The organism is Paraflavitalea soli, from assembly GCF_003555545.1.
GTDB classification, from domain to species: Bacteria; Bacteroidota; Bacteroidia; order Chitinophagales; family Chitinophagaceae; genus Paraflavitalea; species Paraflavitalea soli.
The window spans coordinates 4807924-4822137 of the sequence record NZ_CP032157.1 but is presented as its reverse complement, the minus strand read 5'-3'; the positions used below and the strand labels follow the sequence as shown (position 1 = coordinate 4822137).

Annotated in this window: 8 protein-coding genes; 4 read left to right on the top strand and 4 right to left on the bottom strand. The window is 48.8% G+C overall.

The features are described from left to right. Positions 1-10 precede the first annotated feature (10 nt). On the top strand, positions 11-1030 hold the full coding sequence (locus D3H65_RS18020) for a glycosyltransferase family 2 protein (protein WP_211345513.1): 1020 nt from the start codon (positions 11-13) through the stop codon (positions 1028-1030). After that, entirely contained in the window at positions 1030-2106 is a 1077-nt protein-coding gene (locus tag D3H65_RS18015) for a glycosyltransferase (RefSeq protein ID WP_119051643.1), read from the top strand. The genes D3H65_RS18020 and D3H65_RS18015 overlap by 1 nt, the downstream gene beginning before the upstream one ends. Here the strand turns inward: D3H65_RS18015 and D3H65_RS18010 are convergent. Then, positions 2103-4328: a S41 family peptidase gene (locus D3H65_RS18010; protein WP_119051642.1), complete on the bottom strand. Its 2226-nt coding sequence runs from the start codon at positions 4326-4328 to the stop codon at positions 2103-2105. The two genes, D3H65_RS18015 and D3H65_RS18010, sit on opposite strands and share 4 nt — an antisense overlap. Before the next feature lie 414 nt (positions 4329-4742). After that, positions 4743-5006 carry a 30S ribosomal protein S20 gene (rpsT, locus tag D3H65_RS18005; RefSeq protein ID WP_119051641.1) on the bottom strand — a complete coding sequence of 88 codons (264 nt, stop codon included), beginning with the start codon at positions 5004-5006 and terminating at the stop codon, positions 4743-4745. Positions 5007-5288: 282 nt separating this feature from the next. Here rpsT and D3H65_RS18000 point away from each other — a divergent pair, with 282 nt between their 5' ends. Continuing rightward, positions 5289-8042, top strand: a complete 2754-nt coding sequence (locus D3H65_RS18000) for a 2-oxoglutarate dehydrogenase E1 component (RefSeq protein WP_119051640.1) — start codon at positions 5289-5291, stop codon at positions 8040-8042. Positions 8043-8123: 81 nt separating this feature from the next. Beyond that, positions 8124-9368, top strand: coding sequence for a 2-oxoglutarate dehydrogenase complex dihydrolipoyllysine-residue succinyltransferase (gene odhB, locus D3H65_RS17995; RefSeq protein ID WP_119051639.1), 1245 nt, complete (start codon positions 8124-8126; stop codon positions 9366-9368). Positions 9369-10278: 910 nt separating this feature from the next. Here the strand turns inward: odhB and D3H65_RS17985 are convergent. Continuing rightward, entirely contained in the window at positions 10279-10908 is a 630-nt protein-coding gene (locus D3H65_RS17985) for a response regulator transcription factor (protein WP_119051637.1), read from the bottom strand. 211 nt (positions 10909-11119) lie between these two features. Beyond that, entirely contained in the window at positions 11120-14188 is a 3069-nt protein-coding gene (locus D3H65_RS17980) for a sensor histidine kinase (RefSeq protein ID WP_119051636.1), read from the bottom strand. Positions 14189-14214: the final 26 nt, after the last annotated feature.

The window sequence follows — 14214 nt, the reverse complement described above, 5'->3', positions numbered from 1 at the left end:
ATGTAAGCACATGGCGGTGGACCGAATACCCTTAATGCCTCCTGTAATTGAACCGCTACCGGGGCTGATCGAGCGGCCGCGATGGTCGGTGATGATCCCGGTGTACAATTGTGCGGTGTACCTGGTGGAAACGCTGGCCGCAGTATTGCAGCAAGCTGGTCCGGAGGGAGAGATGCAGATTGAAGTGGTTGATGATTGCAGTACTGATGTAGATGTGGAGGCGCTGGTAAGGAATATAGGGCATGGGCGGGTGAAGTATTTCCGGCAGGAGCAGAATGTAGGGAGCCTGCGGAATTTTGAAACCTGCATCAACAGAGCGCGGGGATACCTCGTCCATATTTTGCATGGGGATGACCTGGTGAAACCGGGCTATTATGCCAGCATGGAAAACCTGTTTGATCGTTATCCTTCTATAGGGGCTGCCTTTTGCCGGTATGTATATGTAGGGCAAAGCGGCAAACCTTTGTATTACCGGGACGCGGAGATGGAGGAGGCTGGCATCCTGGATAACTGGCTGGCGCGGGTGGCTGGCCGTCAACGGCTGCAATTTTGTACAGTAACTGTAAAGCGGGAAGTGTATGAGCAACTGGGCGGCTTTTATGGTGTAGATTATGGAGAGGATTGGGAGATGTGGGTACGTATTGCGCGTCATTACCCGGTGGCTTATGATCCTACGGTATTGGCCGCTTACCGGCTTCACATGGCTTCTATTTCAGGGCAATCGTATGCAACTGCCAAGAACCTGAAAGATCTGCAATGGGTGATCCGCACTATCCAGCAATATTTACCTGATGAAGAAAAAGATATATTATTCAGGGAGGCCATGAAGTTTTATGCGCATTATGGCATAAAAATAGCCAATGATCTATGGTATGGCTTGCATAGCCGGCAGGGAGCTAAAATACAGGTGCGGGAAGCATTGTCGATGCACCGGGACGCGCAGCTGTATTGGAAGATCACGAAGCTATACATCAAAATGGCATTGAATATTACTTCATTCATACCGCGTACTAAACAACGATACAATTAATGAAGGCAGGTATTACGATCCTGGTTTGTACATACAACGGCGCACAGCGCCTGCCCGTGACGCTTGAGCATATTGCCCGTCAAAATATTCCTGCTTCATTGTCGTGCGAACTGATCCTGGTAGACAATGCCTCACTGGACAATACGGTACCGCTGGCACGGGAAGTGTGGGCCCGGTATGATACGTCGATCAGCCTGACGATTATTTCAGAACCCAATCCCGGGCTGACCTATGCAAGGGTAAAAGGCTTTGCAGCGGCCAGGTATGGGTATATTGTTCTTTGTGATGATGACAATTGGCTGGACCCGGATTATGTGGCCACTGCCTTTGCCATCATGGAGGAGAATCCGGCCATTGGTATCCTGGGTGGCTATGGGGAGTTTGTGTATGAAGCACCACCTCCTCCGGAATGGTTTACTGCTTTAAACCTGTATGCGGGGGGCCCGCAGGCTTCTGCGAGTGGGCTGGTTCATGGGCACCTGGTCTATGGCGCCGGGGCAATCATCCGGCACTCGGCCTGGGAAAGACTTCGGCAGCATGGTTTCATATCAGCGCTTACGGACAGGTTGGGCTACCAGCTTAGCTCGGGTGGTGATCATGAACTGTGTTATGCGCTGGTTTTGGCTGGTTATGAAACATGGTATGACGAACGATTGCATTTTAAGCATTTCATTACTGCCAACAGGCTGACCATCGAGTATTACCTGACTTATATAGCGGAAAGTTCCCGGTGCTTCTCTGTGCTGGAACCCTATAAGATCCTACTGAAAACAGGTAAGGCGAGTTTGTACATTTTTCGATGGGAGTTGCTCAAAAGTTATGGTTACCATGTAAAAAAGGCGGCAGGGCTGCTGGTCAATATGACGCTTGGAAAAAAGCGGGCAGGCAGCAAGACTGCGTATAAGCTGAAGATGACACTCCTGCGTCAACGATTAAGATCGTATGGTCAATTTGCTACCATGGAAAAGAATTATTCCAAGGCTTTGGTACTGAAAGCTCAATTGAATCAGGCAGGCCTGCCTGCTTCTCTACCTGCCGGCTATCTGGCTATCCCTGACAAGGAAACAACGCTTTAATTTTTTACGCTGTTCACATATTCCAGTGCGGCATCCAGCACTTCATCGCTGCCGGCGGTTATGCCTGCAGGAGTGGGCCGAACTATTTTGTCTATTCTCACTCCTTGTCTTTGGGTGGGGGAATTATCGGGATAGAAAACGCCGAGGCCGGTTAAATTGGTCACATAACCTCCCGGCAAAACAATTCTTGCTACGTTGCCATCGGCACCGGAGGTCTGGCTGCCGAAAGTAACACAGCCTGGAACGGATTGAAATCCCATGGCGGTCCATTCGGCATGGCTTTGAGAATATTCATTCACCAGTATTATAATTTTGCCGGTATACACGAAGGTTCTTTTGTTGCCGGGTGTCGGGCCACAGGAATTATCAAATTTAGCCCACCTGAATGCGCCGGGGTAATCAAAATCGGGTTGGGTGATGCGGGCAAATGTTACTGGTTTTTCATGCAGGTAAGCGGTGATGGCATTCATGGTGCCGCGGGGATAGTTGCGGATATCAAAAATGATGGCGCGTGTATCTTTAAGGACCTGCATCAAGCTATCTACCTGTGTTTTTTCCAGCAGGCCCATATTTACATAGCCAATATTGCCGGGCAATATCTTATGCAGGGAGCTATTATTTTTATATTGATAGTTAAAGGCCGCAAAGGGATAACGTTGTACCTGCCTGGTGAAGGTGGCGCCGTTCTTGCGTATGGTCAATTGTACGGTAGGCTCTGTGCCACCGGTCAGGTAATTGCCGCTGCCAAGGAACCTTAAAGTGGCCATCTGGTTGGAGGCGCCGGCGAATATTTTTCTTTCTTCTATCAATTCTTTTATGGTGCGGCCATTTACTTTTTCAATGATATCGCCTTTCTGTAACCCTGCCAATGCAGCGAGTGAATCATTGTAGATGGTGGTAACGACCAGCTTTTCATCCATTGGATAGGCGAGTACGGGCAAATACATATTGTATTGTTTGGCAACAACGGCATTGTAGCTATAGGCATGGGAATCGTTTACGCTGCTGATCAATTGCAATACGGCAGTGTTGTAGGATAGGGAATCGCGGGCTGTTGCCATGCGGGGAATGTATTCGTACAGTACCTCATTCCAGTTGCGGCCAATGATATTTTTGTAAGGGGAAAAATATTGGATCATATTCCAGTAGCGGTATAAAGTAAGCAACCGGAAGTGTTCATTGGGATAGTGACCATTGCGCCACCAGTATTCCTGCTCATTAATAAAGGAAACCTGCCCGGCATTGCCGATATTGGCGTAGTGACCGGGACCTTTGTGCCGGTTGGCCAGCAGGAATTGTAATTTATGCTGCAGGGCAGTAGAAAGGTGTTGGTCCTTCATCCAGGCCAGGTCGATATTGTAGGTCAGCAGGTCTTTGGGAATATCGGCGGTACAATTACGACAGGCTTCTACGGGGCCCAGGCCATTGATCCAACTGAGGAGGGAGTCGCTGAAAGCAGCATTGCTGGCTGCATTTTTGGCAACGGGTATTGCCCGGATCAGTTCAAAATCCCAATTGGTATTGCCTTTGGCCACTTCGGGGTGGTAGTATTTCAGGAAACCCCAGATCTGGCCCAGGAGGGCGAGGCGTGTGACCTGATCCTGCGAGAGCGGCTGTATGTTTTCATTGACGGGTTTACAGAAGGAAGAAACCTCCTGGATTGGTTTACCGTCGGCCAGCAGGGTGAAATTGTCGAGCCACATGCTTTCTGTTCCTCCGTATACAGCAGTTATGCGCAGGTGGTCGAGGGGAAAACTGAATTTACTGGCATCGAATTCTCCGGTATACAATACCCAGCCTGTGGTGTCCTGGATCTTGAAACTGGTGGATTCATACTTTTTTTCTCCCCTGTCCTTGCTGAGGAGGAAGCTGACGACACCGGTGGTTTCGCCTTTAAGTTTGGCATAGAAGGAAAAGCCCAGTTTTTTACAGGGTACGTCGATGGGAATACTGTTGACAAACTGTCCATCTGCCCTGTCGGGGCTTTCGGGGGCATAGCGGATGCGAACGGAGTAGCGACCCTCCTGGCGGGTGGAGCTGTCGGGCAGGACCTGGTATTCTTTTTTGAAAAAAAAGGTTTTGTACCAGGGGCTGAAGGTTTGGTTTTGGGAATTATACTGCTCGAGCCCGAGGTTCCAGGGGGATTCCTGGGATGTGGAGGTTTGAGCAATCAGCAGGATGAAGAGAAAAAGGGGCAAGCATTTGAAAGGGTGTACATTCATAAAATGATGGTTAAGGTGTGCATTGGTTCTATCAGGACGTATGTGGTGTGGGGGATGGTTGGGGGAGAGGGGTAGGTAATATACGGCTGATCCATGGGTGATCTATGGGTAATCCCCGGGTGGTTTTCTCTGTGTGTCCTCTGTACGTTCTCTGAAGGTTCTCTGTATGTCCTCTGTAGCTATGCACATATATTTTCATAAGTATGTGTATAGCAATGAAATTTAATATATTGAATGAGAGGTAAATTGCCCTATTGCTGGTTTGGAAAAATGGAAACGGAATGAAACCATGGGGTGGAGGAGGGGTGTATCTGATTGATTTTCAGCCAGAAGCCTTGTATGGCCGGGCACAAAAAAATAGTCCCGTCACGAATGAGGGGACTACAGTAGCTTTATAAAAGAGTCTCGGAAAAACTATTTTGCCGCAGCCAGAGCGTTCACTTTCTTAGTCAGCTTACTTTTCAGGTTCGCTGCCTTGTTCTTGTGAATGATACCTCTTTTAGCGAGTTTGTCGATCATTGAGGCAACGTCCGGCATTTGCTCAGTAGCTTCCTTACCCGTCTTCAAGGCTTTCAGGTCACGGATGGCATTACGGGTTGTTTTACCGTAATACTTATTTCTTTCCCTGCGTTTTGTAGCCTGACGCACATCTTTTTTGGTAGCCTTATGATTTGCCATGTTCTTTCGAAAAATTTAGGACGGCAAAGGTAGGCTCCGACGGGGAATATTCAAAAATAAATCCTGAATTATTTTGCGGCGGGCTGGCATTAATACGGTTTTAATGTGCAACTGCCGGATAACCAATTGTCGCCATGGCGGCTAATTTAGAACAAGTATGGATCATTCCTTGTTGTATAAAGCAATAAAATAGCCTGATAGGCTGTTAATCAGGGAATCTGTGGTTATATTTGTACCCCGATTTTAAATACCTATATTCTTTTAGCATTCAATGGCTTCTTCATGAAGGACTTTTCGTACATCACCAGTTCATCTCCGGCTTTTATTGAGAGTCTTTACCAGGATTTTGTAAAGGACCCCAATACTGTAGATCCGGAACTAAAGAAATTTTTTGAAGGATTTGACTTTGCCATCGGTGAAGTGAAGTCCGGCACCAATGGAACGGCTGTGGCCGATGCTCCTGCTGGTGTTGGCGGCGGCATTGACTGGAAAAAAGAGGTAGGGGCTTACCGGCTCATCCTTGGTTACCGCAATAAGGGACACCTGATTGCCAAGACGAATCCTATCCGTCCGCGCAAGGACCGGGGGGCCAACCTGGACCTGGCGTTTTTTGGTTTTACAGAAGAAGACCTGGACAAAACGTACCATGCCGGTAATATGATCGGCCTGGGTACTACCACGCTCCGCAATATCCTTACTCACCTGCAAAAATGCTATGCGGCACATGTAGGTATTGAGTTTAAATACATCAGTGATCAGAAGAAGGTAGACTGGCTGACGAACGAGATGGAGCGCAATTTCAACAAGCCGATTGCTGTGACGCAGAAAAAGCGCATCCTGGAAAAGCTGAACCAGGGGGTAATGTTTGAGAAATTCCTGCACACGAAATATATCGGTCAAAAACGTTTCTCGCTGGAAGGTGGTGAAACGACGATTGCGGCGCTGGATGCGATCATCAATACGGCTGCGGATTTTAATGTGCAGGAAGTAGTGATCGGCATGGCGCACCGTGGCCGGTTGAATGTGCTGGCGAACATTATGGGTAAGACCTATGAGCAGATCTTCAGTGAATTTGAAGGCACGGCGAAGCTGGACCAGACGATGGGCAGCGGCGACGTGAAATACCATATGGGTTATGGCAGTGAAGTGCAAACACCCAATAACAAGACGGTTCACCTGAAGCTGATGCCCAATCCTTCGCACCTGGAGGCTGTGGATCCTGTGGTGGTAGGTTTTGCGCGTGCAAAAGCAGATGTACTGTACGAAAGTGATTTTGATAAAATATTACCGATCCTCATTCATGGTGATGCTTCAGTAGCCGGACAAGGCATTGTGTATGAAGTAGCACAGATGAGCGATCTGGAAGGTTATTATACAGGTGGTACGATCCATTTTGTGATCAATAACCAGATAGGATTTACGACGGACTTTGAAGATGCACGCAGTGCAGACTATTGTACTTCGCTGGCTGCGATGATACAGGCGCCGGTGATGCACGTGAATGGTGATGATGCGGAAGCGGTGGTTAAATGTGTGGAAATAGCCACACGCTATCGCCAGGAATTTAATTCGGATGTATTCATTGATATGGTTTGTTACCGCAGGCATGGCCACAATGAAGGGGATGATCCTAAGTTCACGCAGCCACAATTGTATGCTTTGATCGACAAGCATGCCAATCCGCGGGAAGTGTATACTACCTACCTGCTGGAGAATGGGGAGGCTGATGCGAAGGAAATGGCCAAGGACATGGAGAAGAAGTTCTGGGCTGATCTGCAGGAGCGGCTGGATGAGGTAAAGCAAAATCCATTGCCTTATCACTACCAGCAGCCTGAGCTGGACTGGAAGAGCCTGCGTAAGGCCAATCCGGAAGATTTTGACCAGAGCCCTGTTACGGCCATCAATGAAAACGATTTCAAAAAGGTATTTGATGGGCTGATGAAGTGGCCTGATGATTTCAAGCCGTTGAAGAAGGTAGAAAAGATATTGCAGGATAAAGTGAAGTTGTACAATGAGGAAGGCAAAGTAGATTGGGCAACGGGTGAGTTGATGGCCTATGGTAGCCTGCTGCTGGATGGCAAGGATGTAAGGATGAGCGGACAGGATGTAAAGCGAGGTACTTTCTCACACCGCCATGCGGTGCTGCGCGATGAGAATACGGATAAGGCTTACAGCCGCCTGGGCAATATACCGGATGCGAAGGGTAAGTTCAGAATTTATAACTCTTTGTTAAGTGAATATGGTGTACTGGGATTTGAATATGGCTATGCGATGGCCAATCCCAATGCGCTGGTACTGTGGGAAGCACAGTTTGGTGATTTCTGTAATGGCGCGCAAACGATGATCGACCAGTTCATTGCTGCGGGTGAGCAGAAATGGAACCGGATGAATGGGGTAGGTATGTTGTTGCCGCACGGCTATGAAGGACAGGGGCCTGAGCATAGCAGCGCGCGTATGGAAAGATTTTTACAGATGTGTGCTGAGCTGAATATGGTAGCTACGAATATCACTACTTCGGCCAATTTTTTCCATGCACTGCGCAGGCAGCTGGCCTGGCCATTCCGGAAGCCCTGGATCAACTTCTCGCCGAAAGCCAATCTGCGTCATGCAGGTACTTATTCTCCCAAGCAGGAATTCCTGGAAGGTGGTTTCAAAGAGGTGATCGATGATGTTTTTGTGGGGGATGCCAATGAGGTAAAGAAAGTATTGTTCTGCAGTGGTAAGGTATACTTTGATCTGGCTGAGCGTCAGCAGAAAGAGAACAGGAAGGATACGGCGATCATCCGGGTAGAGCAATTGTACCCGCTGCCGGTGAAGCAACTGGAAGGGTTGTATGCGAAATACAGTAAAGCTACGTGGTTCTGGGTACAGGAAGAACCGCTCAATATGGGTGCTGCGGCTTTTCTGCAAATGAACCTGAAGTCTATTAATTATGGTGTGATCAGCCGTCAGCCGAGTGCTTCTACTGCCACGGGTTACATGAAAGTGCATACCCTGGAGCAGACGGAGATCATTGACACGGCATTTTCCATCTAAAATGCAGTAACTTGCCACTCGCTGAAAGAAAAGAATTCGTCAGTGGGGGCATGGGCTACAAATCAGAAACAAGAAACTTATATGATCGATATTAAAGTTCCGACAGTAGGAGAATCAATCAGCGAGGTGACTTTGCTCAAATGGGTAAAGAATGATGGAGATTACGTAGAAAGGGATGAAGTGATAGCTGAACTGGAAAGCGAAAAAGCAACTTTTGAAGTCAATGCGGAAAAGGCGGGCATTCTGAAACGCGCGGCGCAGGAAGGGGATACGTTGAATATTGGCGATACCCTGGCTTCTATTGATGACACAGCTGCCAAACCTGAAGGTGCTGCTGCTGCGAATGGTACGCCTGCACCTAAAAAGGAAGAGGCGAAAGCTGCTCCTGCTGTGGAAGCGAAGGCTGTTTCTCAAGCACCTGTAACCACGGTTCCAAACGATATTAAAGCTACACCTGTAGCTGCTGCGATCATAGCGGATAAGAAAGTAGATCCCAAGTCTGTAACGCCCAGCGGGTACCAGGGCAAGATCGTAAAAGATGATGTACTGGCTGCTTTGTCGAACCCCGGCAAGGTAACTGGCGGAAAGGCGCTCTTTAACAGGGATCAACGTCGTGAAAAGATGAGCCAGTTGCGGAAGACGATCTCCCGCAGATTGGTGGAATCGAAGAATACGACGGCGATGCTCACCACGTTCAACGAGGTGGATATGAGCCGTGTGATGGAGATCCGTACGAAGTACAAGGATAAATTCAAAGAGTCGCATGGGGTGAACCTTGGCTTCATGAGCTTTTTTGCGAAAGCTGCTGCCATTGCGCTCACGGAATGGCCGGCGGTTAACGCCTATATCGATGGAGATCAACTCGTATACCATGATTATGTAGATATTTCTATTGCTGTTTCTACGCCCCGCGGTTTGACAGTGCCTGTGATCCGCAACGTAGAAAGTCTTAGCATGGCGGATATAGAAAAGAAAGTAATTGAGCTGGCTGGTAAGGCCAGGGACAATAAGCTGTCGATGGAAGAATTGCAGGGTGGTACTTTCACGATCACCAATGGCGGTGTGTTTGGTTCCTTGATGAGCACGCCGATCATCAATCTTCCGCAGAGTGCGATCCTGGGTATGCACAAGATACAGGAACGCCCGATGGCGATCAACGGACAGGTGGTGATCAAACCGATGATGTACCTGGCTGTGAGCTATGACCACCGTATTATTGACGGTCGTGAATCGGTCAGCTTCCTGGTAAGGGTGAAGGAGTTACTGGAGAACCCTGAACTGTTGTTGTTTGGGAAAGACCCGGTGAAGACGTTGTTGGAGTTGTGAGTCGTGAGCCTTTTGCCTCGACGTTAAAGAGCAGCATATTTTTTTAAGTTATAGTTCAAAAAGCCCGTTGTAAAGACGGGCTTTTGCTTTGGAGAGTGGCTTATAATAGGTAAGTGGGTAACCGTTACCAGGTACCCATATGTAGCGCTCGTAAGCAACACACCGGACTGTTTATAATTGGCAAACAATTAAGGATACAAGAAAGAGAGGCTGATGAGAACACCAGCCTCGCTGGTGGCATTAATATTAAACTGGTTAACGCCTGCCATAAGTATCACCGCTCTTTATTCTCTGGCATATATACCCGCAGGTATTCCGCTGAAAAAGACTTAATCGGGGTATTAGAAAAACGCCTGGTACAGGGTTGGGGTTAATGTACTTACAAAGGTCTGGCCCCGGCGACTGGTCTGCAATGGCCTTTTTGAGTGAGGAATTCTACGGAAGGAGGCAACCAGGCATCGAGGCACAAAGGCAACGAGGCATCAAGAAAGGCTTCGACAGGTTCCTTTAGCCGCCTTCGACAAGCTCCTTTAGATCAGGGTGAGCCGCCCCGAAAGGGCGACCCACCCTTTAGATGCCTTGGACAAGCTCCTTTAGATCAGGGTGAGCCGCCCCGAAAGGGCGACCCACCCTTTAGATGCCTTGGACAAGCTCCTTTAGATCAGAGTGAGCCGCCCTGAAAGGGCGACCCACCCTTTAGATGCCTTGGACAAGCTCCTTTAGATCAGGGTGAGCCGCCCTGAAAGGGCGACCCACCACCCTTTAGATGCCTTCAACAAGCTCCTTTAGATCAGGTTGAACTGCCCCGAAAGGGCGACCCACCCTTTAGATGGCTTCAACAAGCTGGCTTACATCCGTTAAGGCTTCGACAGGCTCAGTCCCACGGAGCGGGATAAACACTGGTACTTGTTTAACGTACGATCCTTTCGCTCAGTGCTTTGGCGATGGCTTCTTTGCCACAGTTGACATGGAGTTTCTGGTAGATATTTTTGAGGTGGGCGCGTACGGTATCGAAAGCCAGTTTCATTTCGGATGCTATGAGCTTGATGCTGTATCCTTTAGCGAGCCATTGCAGGACTTCAATTTCGCGGGGAGAAAGGTTGTATTTGTTGGTGTCGGGCCTGGCCTGGAAGGTGTTCAGTACTTTTTTGGCAATGGTGGGGGACATAGGGGCGCCTCCTTCCAATACTTCCTGGATGGCGTCGAACAATTTGGCCGGGGGCGTTTTTTTGAGGAGGTAGCCGTTGGCGCCTGCGCAGAGGCATTGGAAAAGCTTGTCATCATCTTCAAACACGGTGTACATGATAACGGCAGTTTTGGGTTGTGCTTCTTTGATCAATTGCACGCCCCTGATACCTGACTCGCCGGGCATGTCAATGTCCATGAGGACCACATCGGGCTTGTATACCCTGGCAATATTGGCGGCATCATTGCATTGGTTATAGTCACCTACCACGTCGTAGTCGTTCATTTTTAACAGGTAGGCCAGCGATTCGCGCAGCCTGTCGTTGTCTTCAAAAATGGCTATCCTGGCTAACATATGATAAAGGTAAGCTTCTGTTACTACTAAGTGGTATCGCTCATTTGGGGGGGAGGCGTGAATCGGCAATCGGCAGTCGACAATCGGCAGTCGGCAATCCTTTGCTTCGATAGCAGATCTCTCACTCCGCTGCGCTCCGTTCGAGATGACAAAGAAGGGCTGCACTCCGTTCGAGATGACAAAGAAGGGTGAGTTGGGGAGTAAAGCGTGATCAGTTGACGGGAAAGCTGATGGTGGTGTGTGTGCCTTTGCCGGGCGTGGATTGTATCTGAAGCTGGCCTTTCCATTTTCCAACGCGTTGCTGCATATTTTTAAGCCCATTGCGGTGGGTGACCTGGGTGGGATCAAATCCTTTTCCATCATCTTCGATGGTCATGTGCAGCTGATTGCCTTCCAGCCATACACGGATACTTACTTTGCGGGCATCGGCATGTTTGTAGATATTGTTGATCACTTCTTTGAACAACAGGAAGCAGTCACGCCGCTGCTCCATATTTAGCTTACGCTGGGCGAAGTGCTCATCGAGCTGCAGGGAATAATGAATATTGGCGCCATCAAATATCTCGGCTGCGTAGCGGCGCATCCGGGCTACGGTTTGTTCCAGGGTATCATTGTTGGTATTGATGCTCCAAACTATATCATCGAGTGCCTGGCTTGAATTGTTGACCTCTTCTGCAATGCGGTTCAGGAATATGCCTGCTTCTTCCTGCCGGTCGAGCTTCTGGCGGCTTAATTCGGACAAGATGCTGATATTGGTGAGGGTAGATCCTATATCATCGTGCAGGTCGGTGGCAATACGGTTGCGTACTTTTTGTAAAGCGATCAGCTGATTGATGCGATACTGGTAAAGGATATAGAGCAATGAACCCAATGCCAATACAAGCAGTCCTACAAACCACCAGGTTTTCCAGAAAGGGGGCCTAATGATAATGGAAAGGGTGGCTTCGGCATCTTTGGTGCCGATAGTGGGGCCCCATGCTTTGACCCTGAAGGTGTATTCTCCGGGTGGGATATTGGTGTAGGCTGCATAATTCCTGTTGCCGGCTTCCACCCAATTCTTATCATAGGGATATAACTGGTAATAGTAATTGATCTTACCCGGAGCTACAAAGTCAAGGGCGGCAAAACTGAAGGAGAGGGAATTCTGGTGCCAGGGCAGGTGCCATATTTTTTTATAGGTAATGGTGGTATCGCCTTCCCAGGGCTTATTGTTAATGGAAGCTTGTGTAATGACCACGGGAGCTTTGGGATTGGCGCCGGTATATTTGACAGGATCAAACCAGTTGATGCCATTGGACCCTCCAAAATACAGGAACCCATTGGCATCGGCATGCCAGGCGCCGGTATTGAACTCGTTGCCCTGCAAGCCATCTTCTGCAGTGAATAAACTGAAATGTGAGTCGTTGACCTTTTGCAAATCGGCAGGTGGGCTAAACCGGGTAATGCCCTTGTTGGTGCTCATCCAAATATTTCCCAGTTTATCAGGTACCATGCTGTAAATGGTATTGTTGGGCAGGCCGTTTTTTTCAGTAATGGTAAATGTATTGCCGGATGCTGTATCAAAGGCGATGATCCCATTACCCAGGGTACCGATGCAGAGGTAAGGGGGGCGAAAGTAAATGCATTTTAAGGTGGGTTCTTCTTCCCTGATGTTTTGTAATGCTTTGTCATGGCCGAGGAAGGTGAACTTTTCAGTAGATGTATTAAAGAACTGAATGCCTTTGTTTTCGAAACCCAGGCATAATAAAGTATCGCTGATGGGTATGATAGCCCGGACATTGTTGTCTGCAATACCATTTGGATCAGTTGGATCGTACCGGAAGTTTTTGATGAGGCCTTGTTGCTTATCCAAGAGGCAGAGTCCTGCATTACGGGTACCTAGCCAGGCCCGGTTGTTATTGATGGCCAGCATACACCATACGGTATGATCGGGCAGGTAGCGGGGGCCTTTCGCTTGTGGTGTGAAAAGGGCCCTGATGGTTTTGGTTTGGCTGTTCATGATCAGCAAGCCATCGTCTTGTATACCAATCCAGGTATCTTCCGGATCAGTGCGCAAGGAAACGATGCGTTCGCTGCTGTCTCTGCTCTGTGCTGTTGACAAGCTGACGCGTTCTATCTGGCGATGGCGTAAATCGGAAGCATAGGAAAGGCCGCTGGAGGAAGTGCCTATCCAAACTCCGCCCTTGGTATCGGTAGTGATGGACCTTACCTGCTCGATGGGTATTTTTTTCTGTACGGTATTTTTAGAGAGGGAGGAAAAGATGTTGAGGCGTTTGTCGTACAGGCTGACACCGCCGCCGTCAGTGCCTACCCAGGTGCCACCCAATTTATCATTCTGAATACAGAGTACATCAATATAGCTCAGTGAAGCTGCATTGCCTTCTTCGGGCAGGAGCTGGCGTATGGTGGCTGCTTTCCTGTCAATGATAAACAATCCTTTTCCCAGGGTGCCTATCCAAATACGTCCTAGCTGGTCGGTCTTGATGGCCTGGATGACCAGGCCGGGCGGTAGGGACTGCTGTTCACCAAAACCGGTAAAGGGCAGGAAGGTGCTGTCTTCGGGCCGTTTCAGGTATACTCCTTTGGCAAAGGTGCCTACCCAAAGGTTGCCGTCGCTATCCTCTTCGATTACGCTGCAGGAAATGCCTGCGTTGTACAATAGTCTTGTGGTGGCAACCTGATTGGGTGCAAACACATTGATACCATTGCTGGTAAGAATCCAGTATTTTTTATTGCGGCATTTATAGAGGAAGTGGATACTGTCGCTGTTCAGTAAGCCACCACGTTTGGTATAGTGAACAGAAATGTTAGCGGATGGGTCTTCATAAAACAAGCCTTCTTTTTCGGTGCCTATCCACATGGCACCATTTAGTTCCTGGCGAAAACAGGTGACGGCGGGTAACCTGGTGCCCAAGGGCAATTTACTATAGGCGGTGGAAGAGTCGTTGTAGAGGTTGAACCTTTCCAGTTTGCCTCCGCTGGTGATCAGCCACAGATCGTGGTCGATGCCTGGTACGATCTTTCCCAACCGGCTATAATCCCGGGTGGTAATATCGTCAAAATTCATGCGGAATATGGTAAATCCTTTACCGTCGTAGCGGTTGAGCCCATCCTGGGTGGCAAACCACAGAAACCCTTTTTCGTCGGTAGCCATGTCGATCACGCTGTTCTGTGAAAGACCATGGTTGATATTGATGGTCCTGAAGGAATAGGGTATCTGTTGCGCTGCTGCATCAGCATACAGGAGTAAAATCAGGCATATAGGGAGGCAAAAGCGCATGGTTGGAAAGGTACTCACTATTTACT

Coding starts and splice junctions, on each gene's coding strand:
- D3H65_RS18020 (WP_211345513.1), top strand. CDS start 11: ATGGCGGTGGACCGAATACCCTTAATGCCTCCTGTAATTGAACCGCTA.
- D3H65_RS18015 (WP_119051643.1), top strand. CDS start 1,030: ATGAAGGCAGGTATTACGATCCTGGTTTGTACATACAACGGCGCACAG.
- D3H65_RS18010 (WP_119051642.1), bottom strand. CDS start 4,328: ATGAATGTACACCCTTTCAAATGCTTGCCCCTTTTTCTCTTCATCCTG.
- rpsT (WP_119051641.1), bottom strand. CDS start 5,006: ATGGCAAATCATAAGGCTACCAAAAAAGATGTGCGTCAGGCTACAAAA.
- D3H65_RS18000 (WP_119051640.1), top strand. CDS start 5,289: ATGAAGGACTTTTCGTACATCACCAGTTCATCTCCGGCTTTTATTGAG.
- odhB (WP_119051639.1), top strand. CDS start 8,124: ATGATCGATATTAAAGTTCCGACAGTAGGAGAATCAATCAGCGAGGTG.
- D3H65_RS17985 (WP_119051637.1), bottom strand. CDS start 10,908: ATGTTAGCCAGGATAGCCATTTTTGAAGACAACGACAGGCTGCGCGAA.
- D3H65_RS17980 (WP_119051636.1), bottom strand. CDS start 14,188: ATGCGCTTTTGCCTCCCTATATGCCTGATTTTACTCCTGTATGCTGAT.